Here is a 21,409-nt window from a genome sequence, read left to right on the forward strand (position 1 = left end):
ACGACACGGAGGGCAGTCGCATGCCACGTACCGAGGCACAGACCCAGCGGTGGCCCGGAGCCGCGCTCGCGCTCTGCGGATGGCCGGCGCTCGCGGCGACCGCCCTGCCCGACGGCTGGCCCCTGCGCTGGATACCCGTCCTGCTCTTCGTCACCTTCGGCCCCGGATGCGCGCTGCTCCTTCCGCTGCCCCGCGCACGGCAGTTGGGGCCCGCCGCCCGGATCGAGGTGGTGGCGCTGGCCGCGCCACTGAGCCTGTCCCTGGCGACGCTCGCCGCCACCGCGCTCTTCCTGGTGGAGGGCTTCTCGGTCACGGTGTTCCTGGCGTCCCTGGCCGCGTTCTGCACGGTCGCCGCGCCGCTGCCCGCCGTACCGCTCCCGGCGGCGACCCGTGGCGCGGCCGAACGAGCGAAACCCGCTTCCGGAAAACACGCCCCCGGGACCGGCCTATGACGGGATTCTGGAGACGGCACACCCGGCTGGCTCTCGTCCTGGCCGCCGTGGGCGCGCTGCTCGCCGGGCTCGGGATCTGGCTCATCCGGGCGGAGAAGGAGGACAAGGGGACCGGCTCCACGGGCCAGGGGCTCCCCGACAACGCCGAGTCGGGCCCGGTGCCGCACGGGAAGTGCGCGCCGGGCGCGTCGCTGGAACCCCGCTGCGGGGCCTGGTGGGGCGCGTACGTCCCGTACGCGGAGAACGGCTCGCTCACGGACGCGGTGTACGGCTTCGAGAAGAAGATCGGCCGCAAGCTCGACCTCGTCTACAACTACCACGACATGTCCAACACCCAGCGGGACGGAGTGCTGCTCACCCCCGACGAGCAGGAACTTGGCCGGGACCGGATGCTGATGCTGGCCTGGGAGTCCACCGTATGGACCGAGCCGCACCACGAGAACTGGACCGAGACCCAGCTCGGCTGGCGCAACGTGGCGGCCGGGACGTTCGACGAGGAGATCATCGATCCGCAGGCACGGCGCCTCAAGGCGTACGGCAAACGCGTCTTCTTCTCCTTCGACCAGGAGACCGACTTCCGCACCCCGGACGCGGGCACGCCCGAGGAGTTCGTCGCCGCCTACCGCCATATCCACGACCGGTTCGAACGACTCGGTGTGGACAACGTGGTGTGGGTGTGGACGGTCTCCGGCTATCTCGGCAACGCCGGGCTGATGAAGTCGCTGTACCCGGGCGACGCGTACGTGGACTGGATCGGCATGGACCAGTACAACTACTTCCGCTGCCACGATTCCACGAAGTGGCTGGACTTCGAGCACAGCCAGCGGCCGTCGTACGACTGGCTGCGCGCGAACATCTCCGACAAGAAGCCCCTCATGCTCTCCGAGTTCAGCACGGCGCCCGATCCGGCGCGGCCGGACCGGCAGCGCGACTGGTACGAGGAGATCCCGAAAGTGGCGCCGACGCTGCCGGAGGTGAAGGCACTGGTGCACTGGAACCGCCCGGTGCCCGGCGAGCACTGCGATCTCACGGTCGACAAGGGGCCAGCGCTGGACGGTTACCGGAAGGCGGGCCGCGCCGACTACTTCAATCAGCCGGTTCCGTCGCGCTGACGGCGCGAGGCCGCCTGTCCCGTGCGCGGCGCACACCTCGTACGGCCAACACCGCGAACAGAGTTGCGGCAACCGCGGCCGACACGGGCAGCGCGACCGTCGCGAACTGATGCTGCCCCGCCCAGCCGGCCACCACGAGCACCCACGCCACGCTGGCCAGGACGCGGGCGTCCGTACGCAGAGACCGGAGGATCGCGGCGGTCAGCCCCAGACAGAGCAGTTGCAGCGCGAGGGGCAGACCGCGCAGGACCCCCTCGGGGGTCACCGGCCCGCCGGCCCCCGCGAGGAAGTCGACGACCGGCTCGTGCCAGGGGCCTGACGCCCGGTCGGGCCGTACGCCCAGCAGCATCGGCGCGGTGTGCAGCGCGGCGAAGGTCATCAGCGGACCCAGCGCGAGCAGCACGGGACCCGGCCGTACGAGTGAGACGGCGGCGCACTGCACGACGATCAGCAGGATGCCCGCGACGACGGTGAGCGGGGGCAGCACGTCGAGGAGCTGGGTGCCGGTGAGCTCGTCACGGCCGATGCCGGCGGCGCGGATCAGGGGGATCCAGAAGAGCCCCGCCGCGAGCCCGAGCAGCAGCCACAGCACACTGATCGCCAGGCTCTCGTCCGGTGGCCCGGCGTGCTCCCCGCCGGAGCCGTCCGCCCTCCGCGCCCGCGCGTGGGCGGGCACGGGCAGGCCGAAGGCCAGCGTCGGGGTGTCGTGCGCGCCGTCCAGATACGCGGCCCGCCCCGCCCAGGGCGCCGTCCCGTACCGCGACACCTCCTCGGCCGCTTCCGCACGGCGCCGGGCGGCCCTGCGCGCCCACTCCGTGCCGTACGCGTCCGCGCCCGCCGGATGCCCCGAGGCGTCTGCTTCCTTAGGAGGACGACCGGTCTTCACGTCCTTGGAAGGACGTTCGTTCCGAAGAGCCGCGCGCAGTCCGGGCGCCGCGACCAGCGCCACCAGCGTCATGGAGAGCAGCATCGCCAGTCCCGCGCCCGAGATCCCGGCGGGTCCCAGCAGGAACAGCGCGCTGCCCAGCACCGACACGCACATGGCGCCCTGAAGGGCGGCGAGCATGCCCGTACGGCCCTGGACGCGTAGCACGCCTATGTACAGCTCCACGACGACCCGGGGCAGCGCGGCGGCGGCCAGCAGCCGCAGCACGGTGGTGCCGTGCCGCGCGTAGTCGTCACCGAACGGCGCGAGGATCTGCGGTGCGAAGACCACCAGCACCAGGACCACCGGCACCAGCAGGACGGCCATCCGGCGCAGCGCCCCGCGCACCCCCTCGGCGAGCCGGTCCGGGCTGTGCGAGGCGTGCGCGGTGAGCGAGGAGGCCATGTTGATGGCCATGAACTCCATCGTGCCGCCGACGGTGTAGGCGGTGTAGAAGAAGGCGTTGTGCGCGGCGTCGAAGCGGACCGCGACCATCACCGGCAGCAGATTGATCATCGCCAGGCTGAACAGCGCCCCGACCGAGTCCCCGGCGAGGAACCGCCCGATGTCCGCGATCCTCGGCGGCTCACGGTCGCGGTCGGCCGAGGCCTGCCGGGGGATGAGCCTGCGGAAGATCAGCCAGCCGAGCGGGAGTACGGACAGGGCGATGGCGGCGGCCCAGGAGACGAAGACGCCGAGGACCGGCATGGCCGTGGCGAACGCGATGAGCAGCACCAGTTTGCCGAGCGAGAACGCCGCGTTGCCGACGGGCACCCAGAAGGCCCGCCGCAGCCCGGTCAGCACGCCGTCCTGGAGGGTGAGCAGCGCCCAGGCGACACAGGACGCGGTGAAGACGAGTCCGGTGGTGAGCCCGCCGAGCGGCGCGTAGGACGGGCCCCACAGGTCGAGGGTCAGCAGGAACACCACGCAGGCGGCGCACACCACGAGCGAACTGATGGCGTACGCCCGCCACACCAGCGGTCCGGTGGCCCGGCCGGCCCGGGGGACGTAGCGCACCACCGCGCCGATCATGGTGGTGGCGGTGATCGAGGCCAGCAGCCGCATGGCGGCGATGGCCGCCGAGCCCTGCCCGACCGCCTCCTCCGTGTAGTAGCGCGCGGCGACCAGCCAGAAGCCGAGGCCCAGGGCGGCGGAGACGCCGGTGGAGAGCATCAGGGCATAGGCGTTACGGAACATCGAGTCGCCGTCGCCCACTTCGGCGGCCCCGGCCTCCGCCCCGGCCCCTGGTCGATCCCCGTCACCGGCCGCCGCCCCGTCGGCCGGTGCGGTTCCCCGTAACCGAACGGCGTCACCCACCGCTGCCGAGCCCTGGTAACCGCGCGGGCCGGGCGCCCAGTTCGGTGAGTACGGCGATCACCCGGCCGGCCAGGCGCGGGTCGACGGGCAGGGCGTGCCGGGCGAACCAGGCGGCCGGTCCGGGAGCGGGCGACGGATCGGTGAAGGCCTCGCCCGCGTACGTGTCGAGCGGCGGATCGTAGAGATAGCCGGTGGTGACGCGGTGCCGGGCGAGCGCGGCGACGGCGGCGTCACGGTCCTCTACGAGCAACGGCACCCGGAAGAGCGGCTGGACGGGCGCCCGGGTCCCGGGCCCCTCACCCCCGGGCCCCCCGGCACCCGAGCCCGGCCGTTCGCCGCCCGGCGCCGCCCAGACAGTGGCCAACAGCCTCTCCGTACCGCGCCGATGGGCCGCGAGCCGCTCGTCCAGCCCCGCGAGCAGCCGTTCCGTACGTCTCAGCCGGGTACGGCCCGGCCGGATCCGGTAGTCGTGCATGTCGACACGGACCCAGGGATGGAACGCGGCGAGCCCCGGCGCCGTACCCAGCGCCCGCTGCAGCTCCCCCGCCCGGAGCGGCATTCTGATGTCCTCGCGCTCCTCCTGACCGAGCAGCCGCAGCGCGGCCCGCGCGGTCCCGGCCAGCCGCAGTCCACGGACCCCGGCCTCGGCGTACGGGCGTAACGCGTAGGCCAGTTCGGCGGTCAGCCGGGACGGTTCGAGCAGTTCGTCGCGGGCCTTCGCCAGGGCCGTCCGCAGACCGGGGTCGGCGACCGCGAGAAAGCCGCCGGTCTTGGCCCCCACGTGCTTGGAGAGGCTGAACACGGACGCGTCCCCGAAACCGCCGACGGGCCGTCCCGCCACCTCGCTGCCGATGGCATGAGCGGCGTCCTCGATCAACGGAATCCCCAACGCGTCGCAGCGCGCGCGCAGTTCGGGCGCGGGGTCGGGATTCCCGTACAGATTGGTGGTGAGTACGGCCGACAGCCCACGCCAGTCGGATTCCGGGACGGCGGCCATGTCGATGGACCCGTCGCGCGCGTCCAACGGCGCCTGTACGGGCCGCAGTCCGGCGGCGAGCACCACAAAGAAGATCACGTCGTCGTTGACCGGCGACATCAGAACCCGCCCACCGGGCGGACACCAGTGGCGCAGCGCCACGTACAGCCCGAGCCGGCACGACGGTACGTACAGACAATCCCTGCCGAGGCGATGGCGCATCAGCGTCTCCAACGCCGCGTACGCCGTGTGCTCCACGTGCTCCGCCGGGCAGCTCTCCCCAAGAGCCATTCCCACTTCCCCCTGCTTCCCCCTGACCCAGCCTCCCTACCCAAAGACGTGTACCGGGATTCCCATGAGGCGGGAATCCCGGTACGAGAGCGCACGGCCGGCCGGGGGACCGGCGCCACGTCACTGCTACTCCTCCAGCGTCAGACCCTTTCTGAGCCTGGTGAGGGTGCGGGAGAGCAGCCGGGAGACGTGCATCTGCGAGATGTTGAGCTCCTCGCCGATCTCCGACTGGGTCATATTGGCGACGAAACGCAAGGAGAGGATCTGGCGGTCCCGCGGCGGCAGGCTCGCGATCAGCGGCTTCAGCGACTCGACGTACTCGATGCCCTCAAGACCGTGGTCCTCGTAGCCGATCCGGTCGGCCAGCGCGCCCTCGGAGTCGTCCTCCTCGGGCTGCGCGTCCAGGGAGCTGGCGGTGTACGCGTTGCTCGCCGCCATGCCCTCGACGACTTCGTCGTTGGTGATGCCGAGGCGGTGGGCGAGTTCGCCGATGGTGGGGGCGCGGTCGAACTGCTGGGCCAGTTCGTCACCGGCCTTGGCGAGGTCGAGGCGGAGTTCCTGAAGCCTGCGCGGGACGCGCACCGACCACGACGTGTCACGGAAGAAACGCTTGATCTCGCCGACGATGGTCGGCATGGCGAACGTGGGGAACTCGACGCCCCGGCTGAGCTCGAACCGGTCGATGGCCTTGATCAGGCCGATGGTGCCGACCTGGACTATGTCCTCCATCGGCTCGCTGCGCGAGCGGAACCGGGAGGCCGCGAACTTCACCAGCGCGAGATTCAGCTCGACCAGGGTGTTGCGTACGTAGGCGTGCTCGTGGGTGCCCTCCTCGAGGGACTCCAGGCGAGCGAAGAGCGTCTTCGACAGGGCCCGCGCATCTACCGCGCCCACCTCGTCGTAGGGCGGGATCTCGGGCAGTTCCTCCAGACCCTCGGTGTCGGCCGGCAGTGTGACGCCGGTCTCGATATCCGCGGGCGGAGTTGTCGACGGCGCGTAGGGGGTACGCGTTTCGTCGAGCCGGGGTGACATGGTCTCCTCCATCGTTCTCGGCATGTGGCTGCCGATGCCAATACGCGTTGCTACGGTTTGCCGCGCCTCCAAAGCCGGCCGTGTCGGTTGTGTCCCTACTAGCCCTACCCGCTCGGCGGGGACAGTTGCAAGTGTTAATTGTGCTACATGTCTGTATTGTGGGGGACTTTGGCTACCGGTGGGCGTTCGGAGGGCGTAATGTTCGAACGACGTCATCCACCTGTGATGACGTCGAGACATCGCACGGCAGCATCAGCTGAATCGCCATCTGATATACGGCGTACGACACGGCGAAGAGGGACGGGCATGGACCGCCAGACGGTCGGCAGCACGAACCGGGGCCGGCTTCGGGTCGAGGTTCGCACCGAGGGCCGGAGCGAGGTAGTGGCAGTGGCCGGTGAGTTGGATCACCACACGGCCGAACTGTTGCGCAGCCCCCTGGAGGACGCGCTCGACCAGGGCCGGGTACGCCTGGTGATCGACTGCTCACAGCTGGAGTTCTGTGATTCCACCGGACTCAATGTGCTGCTCGGGGCCCGACTCAAGGCGGATGCCGCCGGAGGAGGGGTCCACCTGGCCGGGATGCTGCCCGTCGTGGCGCGCGTCTTCGAGATCACCGGGGCGGACGCGGTTTTCACCGTCCACGACTCGCTCGACCAAGCCCTGGCCGACTGAGCCCGGAGCCCCATTTCCCGGCCCGTCCGCCCCTTGTGTTGCGCGCGTCACCACTTCCGCGCGCTGAAGTGGGTGTTGTCACGATTCGGAGGGGCAGAAGACCCCCGGCAGGCCGCACAGGATCCTGCACTCTCTGTATTGGTGAACTCGCAAATTGGTGAATCGGTGAGGTGAAGCGCTGATGAGCACCACCCGGCAGCCGCAGCCGGGCGGCCTCGGCCCCGAGTCGGACGACGCGGGACCTGCCCCCGTGACGTCCGACCAGCGGGTGCGGACGCTCGCGCTGTCCGGCGCCAGCGGTGTTGTCCCGCTCGCGCGCGACTTCACCCGCCAGGCGCTGTACGACTGGGGCTGGCTCCCCGCCGCGACAGCGGACCGGCGGGCGGCGGCCGAGGATGTCCTGCTGGTCGTCTCCGAGCTGGTCACCAACGCCTGCCTGCACGCCGAGGGGCCCGAGGGGCTCCGCGTCTCGTGCGACGCCAAAGTGCTGCGTCTGGAGGTCACGGACCGTGGCACGGGCCAGCCGGCGCCACGTACCCCGCACCGCGCGGGACGGCCCGGCGGGCACGGCATGTTCATCGTCCAGCGGCTCTGCCTGGACTGGGGCGTCGTACGGACCCCCGGATCGGCCGGCAAGAAGGTCTGGGCGGAGCTGGCCGCGCCCGCGTAGCCGCCGAAGCCGGGCGCCCGACCCCGTACATCCATCGCATACGTTCCTGAGCACGCCGGACCGGCGTGCTCTTTCGCTGTCCGCGCCGGGTGCGCTGTGCACACCGTCGAGTCCGCGCGAAGGGCCCGGCGCACCGTCCGACGGTGCTCCGGGCCCTTCGCCGTGTCGCTGCGGCCGACGGACAGTGGACGTCAGTGGATGTTGCCCATCAGCGCGCTGACCTTCCTGCGGTACATGAAGACCGCGAACCCGACCAGCGTGGCGAGTACCGCTTCCACGGCCACCGCGCCCGTACCGCTCAGATCGACACCGCCGATGGAGAGCAGGCCGGTGATCGAGTCGCCCGCGGTGACCGCCAGGAACCAGACGCCCATCATCTGGCTCGCGTACTTCACGGGCGCCATCTTCGTGGTCACCGACAGGCCCACCGGGGAGACACACAGCTCACCGATGGTCTGGAGCAGGTAGATGCCCACCAGCCACATCGGGCTGACCAGCGTGCCGCCCGCCGACATGACCAGCGGGATCAGGAAGAAGAAGAACGAGACGCCGATGAGGACCAGCCCGGCGGCGAACTTCACGACCGTGCTGGGCTCCTGGCCGCGCCGGTTCAGCCAGAGCCAGAGCCAGGCGGCGACCGGGGCCAGCGCCATGATGAACACCGGGTTCAGCGACTGGTACCAGGAGGACGGGAAGCCCAGCCCGAAGACCTCGCCGGCGGCCTTCGTCGTACCGAACGCCTGGACCGTCGAGCCGCCCTGGTCGTAGATCATCCAGAAGGCGGCCGCGGCGACGAAGAACCAGATGTACCCGGACATCTTGGTCTGCTCGGCTGCCGAGAGCTCCTTGTCGCGCTTGATCCGGATCAGTACACCGGCCGGGATGATGAGGCCCGCGAGCGTCAGCGGGACCATCGCCCAGTTGAGGGTGAAGTGGCCGCTGAGGACGACGATCGCGTAGAAGACGATGGCGACCACCAGCCACGTAATGCCCTTGCGCAGCCAGGAGTTGCGCTCCTCGCGGTCCAGCGGGGTGGGGACGCGGCTGCTCTCCGGGTTCAGGTTCTTCGTACCGGCCAGGAAGCAGATCAGGCCGATGCCCATGCCGACCGCGGCGAGGGCGAAGCCGAGGTGCCAGTTGTACGTCTCGCCCACGGTGCCGATGATCAGCGGGGCGAAGAAGGCACCGATGTTGATGCCCATGTAGAAGATGGTGAACCCGCCGTCGCGGCGCGGGTCGTTGGGCCCGTCGTAGAGATGGCCGACCATCGTGGAGATGTTGGCCTTCAGCAGCCCCGAGCCGAGCGCCACCAGCCCCAGACCGGCGAAGAAGCTCCCGGTGCCCGGCACGGCCAGGGTGAGATGGCCCGCCATGATGGTGCCGGCGCCGATCGTGACGGTCTTGCGCGGGCCCCAGACCCGGTCTCCCAGCCAGCCGCCCGGCATCGCCAGCAGGTAGACCATGGAGAGATAGATGGAGTAGATGGCCGTGGTCGTGGCCAGGTCCATCCCCAGACCCCCGCCCTGAAGCCCCTTCGAGGCGTCGGGACCGCCGGAGATCAGGTAGATCGTGAGCAGTGCTCTCATGCCGTAGAAGCTGAAACGCTCCCACATCTCGGTCATGAAGAGAGTGGCCAGTCCGCCGGGGTGGCCGAAGAAGGTCTTCTCGGGTCCGGCGGGGGCGCTGGGCGAGTCCTTCGTCAGGCTGGACGCCATGGGTCGATCCTTGCTTGCTCGGGACGCGGTGCGTCGCGGGCCGTGCTTCACGAGCCATGCCTCATGAGCCGTGTCCTTGGCGATACCGCGCCCGTGTGGGGGAGGAACCGGAATCTGGTGTTCCGGTCCTGGCGCAGAAAAAAGACCTTCGGCGCTCAGCAGGCCAAAGGTCTCCGAGTACTACTACAGACGTCTCGCCACCATACGGCACGACAGTGCACGATATGGAAGGACTTGAGAGATGGATCACAGGGAATCCTGGAACCAGACACCTGTAATCGAAGGCAGTTCATCGGATCAAACGCCAGACCCGCAGGTGCTGCCGAGCGCTGCCCTAGGGACGCTCCGCGCGGTCTACCATCACCTCATGACCCGTGTACTGCTCGCCGAGGACGACGCTTCCATCTCGGAGCCGCTGGCCCGCGCCCTGCGACGGGAGGGGTACGAGGTCGAGGTCCGTGAGGACGGTCCGACCGCGCTCGACGCCGGACTCCAGGGCGGTATCGACCTGGTCGTACTCGACCTGGGCCTGCCCGGGATGGACGGCCTCGAAGTGGCCCGCCGGCTGCGCGCCGAGGGGCACGCCATCCCGATCCTGGTGCTGACCGCGCGCGCCGACGAGGTGGACACCGTGGTCGGCCTGGACGCCGGCGCCGACGACTACGTGACCAAGCCCTTCCGGCTCGCCGAACTGCTCGCGAGGGTACGGGCGCTGCTGCGGCGCGGCGCCGCGGACCCCACCCCGGCCCCCGCGACCCACGGCGTACGGATCGACGTCGAGTCGCACCGCGCCTGGATGGGCGAGGAGGAACTCCAGCTGACGGCCAAGGAGTTCGACCTGCTGCGGGTCCTCGTCCGCGACGCGGGCCGGGTCGTCACGCGCGACCAGCTGATGCGCGAGGTCTGGGACACCACCTGGTGGTCGTCCACCAAGACCCTGGACATGCACATCTCCTGGCTGCGCAAGAAGCTCGGGGACGACGCCGCCAATCCGCGCTACATCGCCACGGTGCGGGGTGTCGGCTTCCGCTTCGAGAAGAGCTGACGCCTCCGGGCCGGTCGCGCGCCGTACGCCGGTCGCGCGCCGTACGCCGGTGACGTGCGGGCGGACGGAGGTGAAGCGCGGGCGGACAGAGGTGAACTCCGATGCCGCGGTGGCTCCAGGGCCTCCGCAGGTGTTTAGGCTCGGAGCGGCACTTCGCCACCCCGTGTCACCGCGTCACCCCGCCCGGAGGGCACCTTGCGCCGTCGTCTGATCAATTCCACGCTCGCCGTGGTGCTCGTCGTCATCGCCGTGTTCGGGTTCTCGCTCGTCATCGTCGAGACCCGCACGATCAGCAGCAGCGCCCAGGAGAGCGTGGACTCCGAGGCCCTGCGCCTGGTGAGCATCGTCGACGGCCGGCTGATCGGCGGTGACCACATCACCTCCGAGATCCTCTCCCACCAGATCGACCGGAAGCGGTACGCCCGGATCGAGATCCCCGGCCAGCAGACGGTCGAGATCGGCAAGCCCCCCTCCGGGAGCGTCATCCGGGGCACCGCCAAAGGCGAGGAGGGCGAGACCGTCACCGTCGAGGAGACCCGCTCCTCCGTGACCCGCGAGGTCGGCCGCACCCTGCTGATCATCGGCATGGTGGCGCTGCTCGCCGTCATCGCCGCCGTACTGCTGGCCGTCCGCCAGGCGAACCGGCTGGCCTCGCCGCTCACCGACCTCGCCGAGACCGCGGAGCGCCTCGGCTCCGGCGACCCGCGCCCCCGGCACAAGCGCTACTCGGTGCCCGAGCTGGACCGGGTCGCCGACGTCCTGGACTCCAGCGCCGAACGGATCGCGCGGATGCTCACCGCCGAACGCCGGCTCGCCGCGGACGCCTCGCATCAGCTCCGTACGCCCCTGACCGCGCTGTCCATGCGGCTGGAGGAGATCTCCGCCACCGACGACCTGGACACCGTGAAGGAGGAGGCGATGATCGCGCTGACGCAGGTGGAGCGGCTGACCGACGTGGTGGAGCGGCTGCTCACCAACGCCCGCGATCCGCGTACGGGCTCGGCCGTCGCCTTCGACCTCGACGAGGTCGTCAAGCAGCAGATCGAGGAGTGGCGCCCGGCCTACCGCAGTGCGGGACGCGCCATCGTCTGCTCCGGCCGGCACGGGATGCGGGCCGTCGGCACCCCGGGCGCGGTCGCCCAGGTGCTCGCCGCCCTGATCGAGAACTCACTCATGCACGGCCGCGGCACGGTCGCCCTGCGCACCCGCGTCACCGGCAACCAGGCCGTCATCGAGGTGACCGACGAGGGCCCCGGCGTCCCGGCGGACCTGGGCGCGCGGATCTTCGAGCGGACCATCAGCGGCCGCAACTCCACCGGGATCGGACTGGCCGTGGCCCGCGACCTCGCGGAGGCGGACGGCGGACGGCTGGAACTGCTCCAGCAGCAGCCGGCGGTCTTCGCGCTCTTCCTCAGCCGGGAGGCCCGTACCCGCAAGGCCCCGGAGCCCCCGGTCCGCTGACGCCCCACTCTTCCCTGGGGCTCGCGGTTCAGCGGGCGGCGTGGTCGGGCGCCGCCCGCCGCCCTTCCGCATCGGAGGCCAGGAACGATTCGCCCGACGTCCCCGCGTCCTCTGCGGGCAGCGTCCGGAACACCCAGGTGCGGTACGACCAGAAGCGGAAGAGCGTCGCGACCCCGGTGCCCAGGAACTTGAACACGTTGCTCTGGAGCGGGGTGTCCCAGCCGAAGCCGTACGTCGCGGCGTACAGCACCCCGTTCTCGATCACCAGGCCGACCACGCTGAACAGCAGGAACAGCGTCAGTTCCTTGGTGCGGCGGCTCTTGTCGCGGTCCCGGTAGGTGAAGTAGCGGAAGCCCACGTAGTTGAAGGCGATCGCGACGACGGTGGCCAGGATGCTGGCCCGCACCACGGGCAGCTCGGTGGTGTGCCGTACGAGGTTGAAGACCAGGAGATTGACCAGCAGACCCGCGCCACCCACCGCCCCGAACTTGGCCACCTCGCGCACGAGCCGGTCCAGTCGCACACGGAGTGCGCCGCGTTCGCTCATATGCCCGTTCAGCCCCGTCCGGTCGATGGTCAGTCCCCGCCATGCTAACCAGCGGCTCACCCGTCTGCCCGAACACGGTCTCCCGCACAGAATGTCACCGTGCGTGACGAATCGCGGCGGCGGGAAGCGCTCCGGGGCGCCGGGACCGCTCCCCGGACCGGTCGTGCCGGGCGGCGGATACCCTGGGGGCGTGACGTTTCCGGTAGTCGGCATGGTCGGCGGCGGTCAGCTCGCCCGTATGACCCACGAGGCGGGCATCCCCCTCGGCCTCAGATTCAAGCTCCTCAGTGACACCCCGCAGGACTCGGCGGCCCAGGTGGTCAACGATGTCGTCATCGGCGACTATCGCGACCTGGACACGCTGCGTGACTTCGCGCACGGCTGCGATGTGATCACGTTCGATCACGAGCATGTGCCGATCGAGCACCTGCGCGCCCTGGAAGCGGACGGTATCCCCGTCAGACCGGGCCCCGACGCGCTCGTGCACGCCCAGGACAAGGGCGTCATGCGTGCCAGGCTCACCGCCCTAGGCGCCCCCTGCCCGCGCCACCGCATCGTGGCCGACCCGGCCGACGCCGTGGCCTTCGCCGCCGAGGTGGGCGGCTTTCCCGTCATCCTCAAGACGGTGCGCGGCGGCTACGACGGCAAGGGCGTGTGGTTCGTACGGTCCGGGGCGGACGCCGAGGAGCCCTTCCGGGCCGGCGTTCCCGTCCTCGCCGAGGAGAAGGTCGACTTCGTACGCGAACTGGCCGCGAACATAGTCCGCTCCCCGCACGGCCAGGCCGTGGCCTACCCCGTCGTCGAGTCGCGCCAGGTCGACGGCGTCTGCGACACCGTCATCGCGCCCGCGCCCGGACTGTCGGAAGAACTGTCCGGCGAGGCCCAGCGGCTCGCCCTGCGGATCGCCGCCGAACTGGACGTCGTCGGGCACCTCGCCGTCGAACTCTTCGAGACCACCGACGGCCGCATCCTCGTCAACGAACTCGCGATGCGCCCGCACAACTCCGGGCACTGGACCCAGGACGGCGCGATCACCTCGCAGTTCGCCAACCACGTGCGCGCCGTGCTCGACCTGCCGCTCGGCGACCCGCGCCCGCGCGCGCCCTGGACGGTCATGTGCAACGTCCTCGGCGGCGACTACCCCGACATGTACGCGGCCTACCTGCACTGCATGGCCCGGGACCCGCAGCTGAAGATCCATATGTATGGCAAGGACGTGAAGCCCGGCCGCAAGGTGGGGCATGTCAACACCTACGGCGACGACCTGGACGACGTGCTGGAGCGCGCCCGCCACGCCGCCGGCTATCTGCGAGGAACGATCACAGAATGAGCTCTCCTCTCGTCGGCGTCGTCATGGGCTCGGACTCGGACTGGCCCGTCATGGAGGCCGCCGCGAAGGCCCTCCACGAGTTCGAGATCCCGTACGAGGTCGACGTCGTCTCCGCGCACCGGATGCCGCACGAGATGATCGCGTACGGCGAGCACGCCGCCGGCCGCGGCCTCAAGGCCGTCATCGCCGGCGCGGGCGGCGCCGCCCACCTCCCGGGCATGCTCGCCTCGGTGACCCCGCTGCCGGTGATCGGCGTCCCCGTACCCCTGAAGTACCTCGACGGCATGGACTCCCTGCTGTCCATCGTCCAGATGCCGGCCGGCGTCCCCGTCGCCACGGTCTCCGTCGGCGGCGCGCGCAACGCGGGCCTGCTCGCGGCCCGTATCCTCGCGGCCCACGACCCGGACCTCCAGGCGCGGATGCGCGAGTTCCAGCAGGAGCTGAACGACCAGGCGACGACCAAGGGCAAGCGCCTGAGGGCGAAGGTCGAGGGCTCGGAGCACTTCGGATTCGGCAAGTGACCGCCGTGGACCTGCTGGACCAGGCACACGAACTGCTCGCCGAATTCCCCGTCGTCGACGGCCACAACGACCTGCCCTGGGCGCTGCGCGAACACGTCCGCTACGACCTGGACCGCCTGGACATCGCGCAGGACCTCTCCGCGCACCTGCACACCGACATCCCGCGGCTGCGCAAAGGCGGCGTCGGAGGCCAGTTCTGGTCCGTGTACGTCCAGTCCGACATGGCCGGCGACGACGCGGTCAGCGCCACGCTGGAACAGATCGACGTGGTCGGCCGGCTGCTCGCCCGCTACCCCCGGGACCTGGCCCGCGCCCTGACGGCCGACGACATGGAGACCGCCCGCCGCGAGGGCAGGATCGCCTCCCTGATGGGCGCCGAGGGCGGCCACTCCATCAACAACTCCCTCGCCACGCTGCGCGCCCTGCACACCCTGGGCGTCCGCTACATGACGCTCACCCACAACGACAACATCGCCTGGGCGGACTCGGCGACGGACGTCCCGGGCGTGGGCGGACTCTCGGACTTCGGCCGCGAGGTGGTCCGCGAGATGAACCGGACCGGCATGCTGGTCGACCTCTCCCACGTGGCCACCACGACCATGCACGACGCGCTCGCCGTGACCGAGGCGCCGGTGATCTTCTCGCACTCCTCCGCGCGGGCCATCTGCGACCACCCGCGCAACATCCCCGACGACGTCCTGGAACTGCTGCCGGCGAACGGCGGGGTCGCGATGGCCACGTTCGTACCGAAGTTCATCCTCCCCGAAGCAGTGGCCTGGACGCAGTCGGCGGACGAGAACCTGCGCGCGCACGGACTGCATCACCTCGACACCACGCCCGAGGCGATGAAGCTCCACCAGGCCTTCGAGGCCTCTCACCCGCGCCCGGTCGCCACGGCGTCCACGGTCGCGGACCACCTGGACCACATGCGCGAGACGGCGGGCATCGACCACATCGGCATCGGCGGCGACTTCGACGGTACGGCGTTCACACCGGCGGGCCTGGAGGACGTGTCGGGCTACCCGAACCTCATCGCCGAACTGCTGTCGCGCACGTGGTCGAGGGCGGACCTGTCGAAGCTGACGTGGCAGAACGCGGTGCGGGTGCTGCGGGGGGCGGAGGACGTGGCGGGCGCGCTCCAGTCCGAACGCCCGGCGTCGCAGGCGACGCTTCCGTAACGGGGTCCTGGGAGCGCCGTACCCCCACCGGACCCCCGTCCGCGGCCCGGTGGGGGTACGTACCGGGCGAGGGGACCGTCAGGCCCGCGGCCGCCCCATCGCGCGGTACGTCCAGCCCGCCTCGCGCCACCGCTCCGGGTCCAGCGCGTTGCGGCCGTCCAGGATCAGCCGGCGGGCGGCCGCCTCGCCCAGGACCGCCGGGTCCAGCTCGCGGAACTCGCGCCACTCCGTCAGGTGCAGGACGACATCCGCGCCGCGCACCGCGTCCACGGCGGAGTCCGCGTACCGCAGCGTCGGGAAGAGCCGCTTCGCGTTGTCCATGCCCTTGGGGTCGTACACCGTCACCTGGCCGCCCTGGAGATGGATCTGGCCGGCGACGTTGAGCGCGGGGGAGTCCCGTACGTCGTCGGAGTCCGGCTTGAACGTCGCGCCGAGTACCGCGACCCGCTTCCCCAGGAACGACGAGTCGCCGCCCACCGCCTCGCGCGCCAGCTCCACCATGTGACCGCGGCGCCGCATGTTGATCGAGTCGACTTCGCGGAGGAAGGTCAGGGCCTGGTCGGCGCCGAGTTCGCCCGCGCGCGCCATGAACGCGCGGATGTCCTTCGGCAGGCAGCCGCCGCCGAAGCCGATCCCGGCGCGCAGGAACTTGGCGCCGATCCGCTCGTCGTATCCGAGTGCCTCGGCCAGCTTCACCACATCGCCGCCGGCGGCCTCGCAGACCTCGGCCATCGCGTTGATGAACGAGATCTTCGTGGCGAGGAACGAGTTCGCGGAGGTCTTCACCAGCTCGGAGGTCGGGAAGTCGGTGACGACGAACGGCGATCCCTCACCGACGGGTGTCGCGTACACCTCGCGCAGCAGCCGCTCGGCGTGCTCTCCGCGTACGCCCACCACGATCCGGTCGGGGTGCAGCGTGTCCTGTACGGCGAAGCCCTCGCGCAGGAACTCCGGGTTCCAGGCCAGCTCCACGTCGCGGCCGGCGGGGGCCAGTTCGGCGATGCGGGCGGCGAGCCGCTCGGCGCTGCCCACGGGCACCGTGGACTTGCCGACGACCAGCGCGGGCCGCCCGAGGTGCTTGGCGAGGCTCTCGACCGCGGAGTCGACGTACGACATGTCGCAGGCGTACTCGCCGTGCTTCTGCGGGGTGTTCACGCAGACGAAGTGCACATCGCCGAATTCGGCGACCTCCGCCCAGTCCATCGTGAACCGCAGCCGGCCGGTCGAACCCTCGATCCCGGCGACATGCTTGCGCAGCAGTTCCTCCAGGCCGGGCTCGTACATCGGGACCCGGCCCGCGGACAGCATCTCGATCTTCTCGGGGACCACATCGAGACCGAGCACCTCGAATCCGAGCTCCGCCATGGCCGCGGCGTGCGTGGCGCCGAGGTAACCGGTGCCGATCACTGTGATCTTGAGGGCCATGTGATGCTCCAGGGAGACGCGGGCGGATTGCCGCGCGGTCGCCGTGCACCGTGGGGTGCGACATGCGGTTCGACGTGCGGTGCAACCGCGCGGCCCGAGCATAGCCGCGTGGCCCCACGGCCCTGAAGGGGCACTTCCCCGTGACGGTGCGGCTGTCGGCAAACTCACCTATCCCTGTGACGGCTCAGCGATCTAAGCTGGTGTTACTTAACGGTAGTTAGCGTGTTGGGGAGTGAGAGACCGTGGCTGGATCGGCTGATTTCGACCTGTACCGCCCGTCCGACGAGCACGACATGCTCCGTGAGACCGTCCGTGCGCTCGCCGAGGCGAAAATAGCGCCGTTCGCCGCCGCGGTGGACGAGGAGGCCCGCTTCCCGCAGGAGGCGCTGGACGCGCTGGTCGGCTCCGATCTGCACGCCATCCATGTCCCGGAGGAGTACGGCGGCGCCGGTGCCGACGCGCTCGCCACGGTGATCGTGATCGAGGAGGTCGCGCGGGTCTGCGCGTCGTCGTCCCTGATCCCCGCCGTGAACAAGCTCGGCTCGCTGCCCGTGATCCTCTCCGGCGGCGAGGACCTCAAGAAGAAGTACCTGGGCCAGTTGGCCAAGGGCGACGGGATGTTCTCGTACTGCCTCTCCGAGCCGGACGCCGGCTCGGACGCGGGCGGCATGAAGACCAAGGCGGTACGGGACGGCGACCACTACGTCCTCAACGGCGTGAAGCGCTGGATCACCAACGCCGGTGTCTCCGACTTCTACACGGTGATGGCCGTCACCGACCCGGACCGGCGCACCAAGGGCATCAGCGCCTTCGTCGTCGAGAAGGCGGACGAGGGTGTCTCCTTCGGCGCCCCGGAGAAGAAGCTGGGCATCAAGGGCTCCCCGACCCGCGAGGTCTACCTCGACAACGTCCGTATCCCCGCCGACCGTCTGATCGGCGAGGAGGGTACGGGCTTCGCCACCGCGATGAAGACCCTGGACCACACCCGCATCACGATCGCCGCCCAGGCGCTCGGCATCGCGCAGGGCGCCCTCGACTACGCCAAGGGCTATGTCCAGGAGCGCAAGCAGTTCGGTAAGGCGATCGCGGAGTTCCAGGGCGTGCAGTTCATGCTGGCCGACATGGCCATGAAGCTGGAGGCCGCCCGCCAGCTCACGTACGCGGCGGCCGCCAGGTCGGAACGCGTCTCGGCGGGCAGTGCCAAGGAAGATCTGACCTTCTTCGGCGCGGCGGCCAAGTGCTACGCCTCCGACGCGGCCATGGAGATCACCACGGACGCGGTCCAACTCCTCGGCGGCTACGGCTACACGCGTGACTACCCGGTGGAACGGATGATGCGCGACGCCAAGATCACCCAGATCTATGAAGGCACGAACCAGGTCCAGCGGATCGTCATGGCCAGGAACCTGCCGTAGCGCTTCCGCTACTGCCCAGCACGAACGAGCCCCCGGCATGATGCCGGGGGCTCGTTGTGGGGCTACGGCTGGTCGATGACGCAACCAGGGGCGTCCAGCCACACCCGTTGCCCGTTGTCATCGACCGACAAGCCGAAGCGGGACCGTTCCGGTTTCCCCAGGTCGTGCCACCACAGGAACGCGTTCCGTACCTCGTCCCACAGTGCCCGGGGGCCGTACTGCTCCACCTCGTACGTCTCCACGTCCGGGACGTATTCCACGGTCGCCCACGACTTGCCGTCATCCGCGAAGAACCAGAGGGTGGCTTCTCCGCTGTCGTCGTCCGCGTCGCACCACCGGTACCACGCATCGGTGACGCTCAGACCGGTGAAGAACGCCGGATCATCCTGGATGACGTTCTGGGGCGCGATGTCCGTCGTTCCCTTCGCGCCCTCTTCCTCGTGGTAGAGGTCCGAGATGCGCCCGGCCCCGCCGCGCTGGGTGCGGTCCCACATGAAGGCCGGATTGCCGGAGAACGTGCCCTGTGCCTTCCCGTCCACCGTGTCCAGAGTGGCGAACGAGCCGCTGAAGAAGCTGCTGCCCCAGGGCGTGACGATCCGCCCGTTCGGGCACTGCTCCAGCCACGCGCCCGGAACGTCCCGCATGGTGCAGGTGCAGACGATCCGGTCGTACGGTGCGCCCCGGTGGTGTCCGTCGCGGCCGTTGCCGAGAATCGTCGTCGGGTGGAACCCCGCCCGTTCCAGGTTCTCTTTGGCTACGGTCAGCACCGCCTCGTCCAGTTCCATACTGGTCACGTTGGTTTCGCCCAAGCGGTGGGACAGCCATGCGGCGTTGTAACCGGTGCCGGTGCCGATCTCCAGAACCCGATGCCCGGCCCGTACGTCCAGCAGAACGAGCATTTCGAGCATGATCGACGGCATGGACGAGGACGAGGTGCAGAGCCGGAACACATCACCCGGAGTGGGCCTCCCGTCGTTGACCTGGATCACGACCGGACCGTCTGCGTAGACGATCCGCAACCACCCTTCCGCGTCCTCGGTGAAGTCGCCGTCCACGATCACCTCGGGGATGAACAGCGCCCGGTCCACCGACGCCACGGCGTCCTGCCACTCAAGTGGCAGCGCACCCTTCGCCAGCAGGATGTGAAGGAGCTGCCGCTGCGTCGTCATCCGGCCTCACTTCTTCTTCGGCTTGGGTTCGTACGGCCGCGTGGGGCCCGGGGGCTTGTCCCGGTGACCGTCACTGCTGGAGGTGTCGGGCTTGCCGGAGTGGTCTCCGCCCTGCTTGCCCATCTCGGACTCGCTTCCTGTTGCTCAAGGGATATGGCTGACGGATCAGCGGCCGTGGCACATCTTGGCCTTCTCCCGTGCCCGCTGCTCCAGGCCGGGGAACGGTCACCGATCAAGCGTCCGGAAGAGCGTGCCTGAGGTCTTCTCTTTGCTCTCCATGAATTAATATTCGCGCCCCAACAAGTCATTGTGTAGAGCTAGTTGCGTTGACGCATAAAACCGTCAGCTGCTTCCTCGAGGAATGTTGAAGCGTCATCATCGGTGAGAGCATGTGACCAAAAGAGATCGAACAAATTTCGATGCTGCGCTATGTCCTGCGGGTCGCGCAATACAACTTCTCCGGAGAACAGTTCGATGGTCACCAGGCGGTCGTCGTAGACCACGAAAATATTCATCGGAGTACCCGGAACTCGTACGTCTTGTGGGAGTATCCCAATTTCGACGTTGGACTTTCTGTTGACCTCGGCCATGTGCGCGCACTGAGCCGCCATGGCCTCGGTGCTCGCCCGTTGCCACTTGACGGCTTGTTCGGTCATCAGGAAGCAGAACGAGCGTGACGTGTCCTCCAAGATGGCCTGCCGGTCCATACGGGCCTGTACGGCCCGCGCGACGTCCCTCGCCGGGTCGCTGGTCACGGTGGGAGCAAGCGTCTCTGTGGCGTACTCGCGGACGTGCAGCAGGCCGGTCGGGATGGCCGGCAGGAAGTGCCGCATCACTCGCGAGGAAGACTCAAGGGATTTCAGTTCGGCTTGCTTGTGGTAAAGGCCAACGCGTGCGTACGCGCGCCAGGACGCATAGTCGACGTTGGCTCGGCGTGCCAGGCGAAGAAGCTCGTCGGCGACCTCGTCGGGCACGACAAGTGCCTTGAGGATGCGGTCAACATCGATAACCGTGGGAAGAGCGCGGCCGGTTTCAATTCGGCTGATCTTCGTTTGGCTCATGTTGCAGCGCAGTGCCAGGCGTTCGCCGCTGAGACCGGAAGCGCGGCGGAGGTCCCGAAGGGCCTCCGCCAAACTCTTCCGTTCCCGTTCTTGTGATTCAGGTTCGATAGGCACTGAACGGTACGGCACTTTCTAGTGCGAGATCCCGCCATGCGAGATACATGCCGATGTCTGGTTCGTGGATCAGTTCTCGATTGATCTGCGTTCCATCGGAACGGTAGTTGAGATGAACCACGGCTGTTTCGTCGAACAGCCAGAAATCTTGTTCAGGCAGTCCGGGGTTCGGCCGATCGGTCAAATCAACCATGCGGTAGTCCTCCCCGGCTGCGACATTCCCAGGGATGCACCACTCGAACAGGTACCGGCTGTACGGCGTGAGGGGTTGGCGCACGATCTTCGCTCGGGTCATCGTTCGCCCGGCCGCCGCGTGGTCCCGAATCATCTGGTGCCAGGGCGCGTTGAAGCCCTCCGGCATCGAGGCTCCGGCAAGGAAGTCACGGACCGTCTCGGCCTCGGCAGGCATGGTGTAGGTCTGCTGGACTTCCAGCCGGAACGCGGAGCGTTTGAAGTCGCGGAAGTACGCCTGCCACTCGTCGCCGTCCAGCAGTACGGGGCTAGAGCCATCCACGGGCACGGGCGGCCTCCTTGAGGATCTCTTCCGGGATCAGTACGACCGACTCGCCATCCGGTGTCGGATGGACCACGTCGTAGCCTTGGACGGCCAACATGCCGGGCTCCGGCGTCGCGTACACGGTCGGGCAGTCGCCGTTCCCGCATTTGTCGTCGTCATCGCCTCTGCACGGCCCGCCGGCAATCATCCGCAGTTCGTCCACTGAGCCCCTCCGGTCTGTGTGGTCAGCAAGCTACGGACCGTCATACCCCCACCACAAGGGTGGTCCGCAGTCCAGTCACGTAGTCGCATAGAACTGTGGGAACGAACCGGGTCCAGCGGATCGTCATGGCGCGAAACCTCCCGTACCCCGGTACGAGCAGCGGTCCGTACGACGCCCGAAGCCCCGGTCGCCGTGGCGGCCGGGGCTTCGGTGTGACGGGTGGTGACGAGTGCGACAGGCCGGTGGGTGCAGGCCCACG

At 69.3% G+C, this 21,409-nt stretch carries 20 protein-coding genes; 10 read left to right on the plus strand and 10 right to left on the minus strand.

The genetic code is table 11. The annotated features are described in order from the left end of the window. The first annotated feature begins 20 nt into the window (after positions 1-20). Both ACIQD6_RS29750 and ACIQD6_RS29755 read left to right on the plus strand, forming a co-directional pair. Positions 21-452, plus strand: coding sequence for a hypothetical protein (locus ACIQD6_RS29750; protein WP_401888266.1), 432 nt, complete (start codon positions 21-23; stop codon positions 450-452). After that, the gene (locus tag ACIQD6_RS29755; protein WP_401888269.1) at positions 449-1,564 is read left to right on the plus strand and encodes a glycosyl hydrolase; all 1,116 of its coding nucleotides are present in this window, start codon (positions 449-451) and stop codon (positions 1,562-1,564) included. Before ACIQD6_RS29750 ends, ACIQD6_RS29755 begins: the two co-directional genes overlap by 4 nt. Here the strand turns inward: ACIQD6_RS29755 and ACIQD6_RS29760 are convergent. The 3 genes from ACIQD6_RS29760 to ACIQD6_RS29770 all read right to left on the minus strand — a co-directional run bounded on the left by ACIQD6_RS29760 (position 1,539) and on the right by ACIQD6_RS29770 (position 6,105). Next, positions 1,539-3,806, minus strand: a complete 2,268-nt coding sequence (locus ACIQD6_RS29760; protein ID WP_401888271.1) for a lipopolysaccharide biosynthesis protein — start codon at positions 3,804-3,806, stop codon at positions 1,539-1,541. The genes ACIQD6_RS29755 and ACIQD6_RS29760 overlap by 26 nt on opposite strands. Next, positions 3,799-5,004, minus strand: coding sequence for a DegT/DnrJ/EryC1/StrS family aminotransferase (locus ACIQD6_RS29765; protein WP_401888414.1), 1,206 nt, complete (start codon positions 5,002-5,004; stop codon positions 3,799-3,801). The genes ACIQD6_RS29760 and ACIQD6_RS29765 overlap by 8 nt, the downstream gene beginning before the upstream one ends. A gap of 195 nt (positions 5,005-5,199) precedes the next feature. Next, on the minus strand, positions 5,200-6,105 hold the full coding sequence (locus ACIQD6_RS29770; RefSeq protein ID WP_401888273.1) for an RNA polymerase sigma factor SigF: 906 nt from the start codon (positions 6,103-6,105) through the stop codon (positions 5,200-5,202). Positions 6,106-6,411: 306 nt separating this feature from the next. Here ACIQD6_RS29770 and ACIQD6_RS29775 point away from each other — a divergent pair, with 306 nt between their 5' ends. Beyond that, entirely contained in the window at positions 6,412-6,780 is a 369-nt protein-coding gene (locus ACIQD6_RS29775; protein WP_401888275.1) for an STAS domain-containing protein, read from the plus strand. Between the two features lie 181 nt (positions 6,781-6,961). Further along, on the plus strand, positions 6,962-7,450 hold the full coding sequence (locus tag ACIQD6_RS29780; protein WP_401888278.1) for an ATP-binding protein: 489 nt from the start codon (positions 6,962-6,964) through the stop codon (positions 7,448-7,450). Positions 7,451-7,641: 191 nt separating this feature from the next. Here ACIQD6_RS29780 and ACIQD6_RS29785 read toward each other — a convergent pair whose 3' ends face one another. After that, a complete protein-coding gene (locus ACIQD6_RS29785; RefSeq protein ID WP_401888281.1) occupies positions 7,642-9,165 on the minus strand; it encodes a peptide MFS transporter in 1,524 nt (507 codons plus the stop codon). Between the two features lie 367 nt (positions 9,166-9,532). On the opposite strand from ACIQD6_RS29785, the gene ACIQD6_RS29790 reads away from it, so the two are divergent. Continuing rightward, entirely contained in the window at positions 9,533-10,210 is a 678-nt protein-coding gene (locus tag ACIQD6_RS29790; RefSeq protein ID WP_401888284.1) for a response regulator transcription factor, read from the plus strand. A gap of 195 nt (positions 10,211-10,405) precedes the next feature. Beyond that, positions 10,406-11,671, plus strand: coding sequence for an ATP-binding protein (locus ACIQD6_RS29795; protein ID WP_401888287.1), 1,266 nt, complete (start codon positions 10,406-10,408; stop codon positions 11,669-11,671). A gap of 28 nt (positions 11,672-11,699) precedes the next feature. On the opposite strand, the gene ACIQD6_RS29800 is transcribed toward ACIQD6_RS29795, so the two are convergent. After that, a complete protein-coding gene (locus ACIQD6_RS29800) occupies positions 11,700-12,218 on the minus strand; it encodes a GtrA family protein (protein ID WP_401888289.1) in 519 nt (172 codons plus the stop codon). 211 nt (positions 12,219-12,429) lie between these two features. On the opposite strand from ACIQD6_RS29800, the gene ACIQD6_RS29805 reads away from it, so the two are divergent. Genes ACIQD6_RS29805 through ACIQD6_RS29815 form a run of 3 tightly spaced genes read left to right on the plus strand, consistent with a single transcriptional unit; the run spans position 12,430 to position 15,247 of the window. Next, positions 12,430-13,548, plus strand: a complete 1,119-nt coding sequence (locus ACIQD6_RS29805; protein WP_401888416.1) for a 5-(carboxyamino)imidazole ribonucleotide synthase — start codon at positions 12,430-12,432, stop codon at positions 13,546-13,548. After that, the gene (purE, locus tag ACIQD6_RS29810; protein ID WP_401888291.1) at positions 13,545-14,069 is read left to right on the plus strand and encodes a 5-(carboxyamino)imidazole ribonucleotide mutase; all 525 of its coding nucleotides are present in this window, start codon (positions 13,545-13,547) and stop codon (positions 14,067-14,069) included. The genes ACIQD6_RS29805 and purE overlap by 4 nt, the downstream gene beginning before the upstream one ends. Beyond that, a complete protein-coding gene (locus ACIQD6_RS29815; RefSeq protein WP_401888293.1) occupies positions 14,066-15,247 on the plus strand; it encodes a dipeptidase in 1,182 nt (393 codons plus the stop codon). Before purE ends, ACIQD6_RS29815 begins: the two co-directional genes overlap by 4 nt. A 78-nt stretch (positions 15,248-15,325) precedes the next feature. Here the strand turns inward: ACIQD6_RS29815 and ACIQD6_RS29820 are convergent, their stop codons facing one another. After that, positions 15,326-16,672 (minus strand): UDP-glucose dehydrogenase family protein, encoded by a 1,347-nt coding sequence (locus ACIQD6_RS29820; protein ID WP_401888296.1) that lies wholly within the window; start codon positions 16,670-16,672, stop codon positions 15,326-15,328. Between the two features lie 242 nt (positions 16,673-16,914). Between ACIQD6_RS29820 and ACIQD6_RS29825 the strand changes: the two genes are divergently transcribed. Then, complete coding sequence (locus ACIQD6_RS29825; RefSeq protein WP_401888299.1) at positions 16,915-18,087, plus strand: acyl-CoA dehydrogenase; 1,173 nt, start codon at positions 16,915-16,917, stop codon at positions 18,085-18,087. 62 nt (positions 18,088-18,149) lie between these two features. Here ACIQD6_RS29825 and ACIQD6_RS29830 read toward each other — a convergent pair whose 3' ends face one another. The 4 genes from ACIQD6_RS29830 to ACIQD6_RS29845 form a co-directional block, all read right to left on the minus strand. Next, positions 18,150-19,256 (minus strand): methyltransferase domain-containing protein, encoded by a 1,107-nt coding sequence (locus ACIQD6_RS29830; RefSeq protein WP_401888301.1) that lies wholly within the window; start codon positions 19,254-19,256, stop codon positions 18,150-18,152. Between the two features lie 317 nt (positions 19,257-19,573). Next, positions 19,574-20,446 (minus strand): helix-turn-helix domain-containing protein, encoded by an 873-nt coding sequence (locus tag ACIQD6_RS29835; protein ID WP_401888303.1) that lies wholly within the window; start codon positions 20,444-20,446, stop codon positions 19,574-19,576. Further along, complete coding sequence (locus tag ACIQD6_RS29840; protein ID WP_401888305.1) at positions 20,415-20,951, minus strand: DUF6879 family protein; 537 nt, start codon at positions 20,949-20,951, stop codon at positions 20,415-20,417. Before ACIQD6_RS29840 ends, ACIQD6_RS29835 begins: the two co-directional genes overlap by 32 nt. Then, positions 20,932-21,150, minus strand: a complete 219-nt coding sequence (locus ACIQD6_RS29845; protein WP_401888307.1) for a hypothetical protein — start codon at positions 21,148-21,150, stop codon at positions 20,932-20,934. Before ACIQD6_RS29845 ends, ACIQD6_RS29840 begins: the two co-directional genes overlap by 20 nt. Between the last annotated feature and the right edge of the window lie 259 nt (positions 21,151-21,409).

This window comes from Streptomyces sp. NPDC088400 (genome assembly GCF_044753355.1).
In the GTDB taxonomy this organism is placed as follows: domain Bacteria; phylum Actinomycetota; class Actinomycetes; order Streptomycetales; family Streptomycetaceae; genus Streptomyces.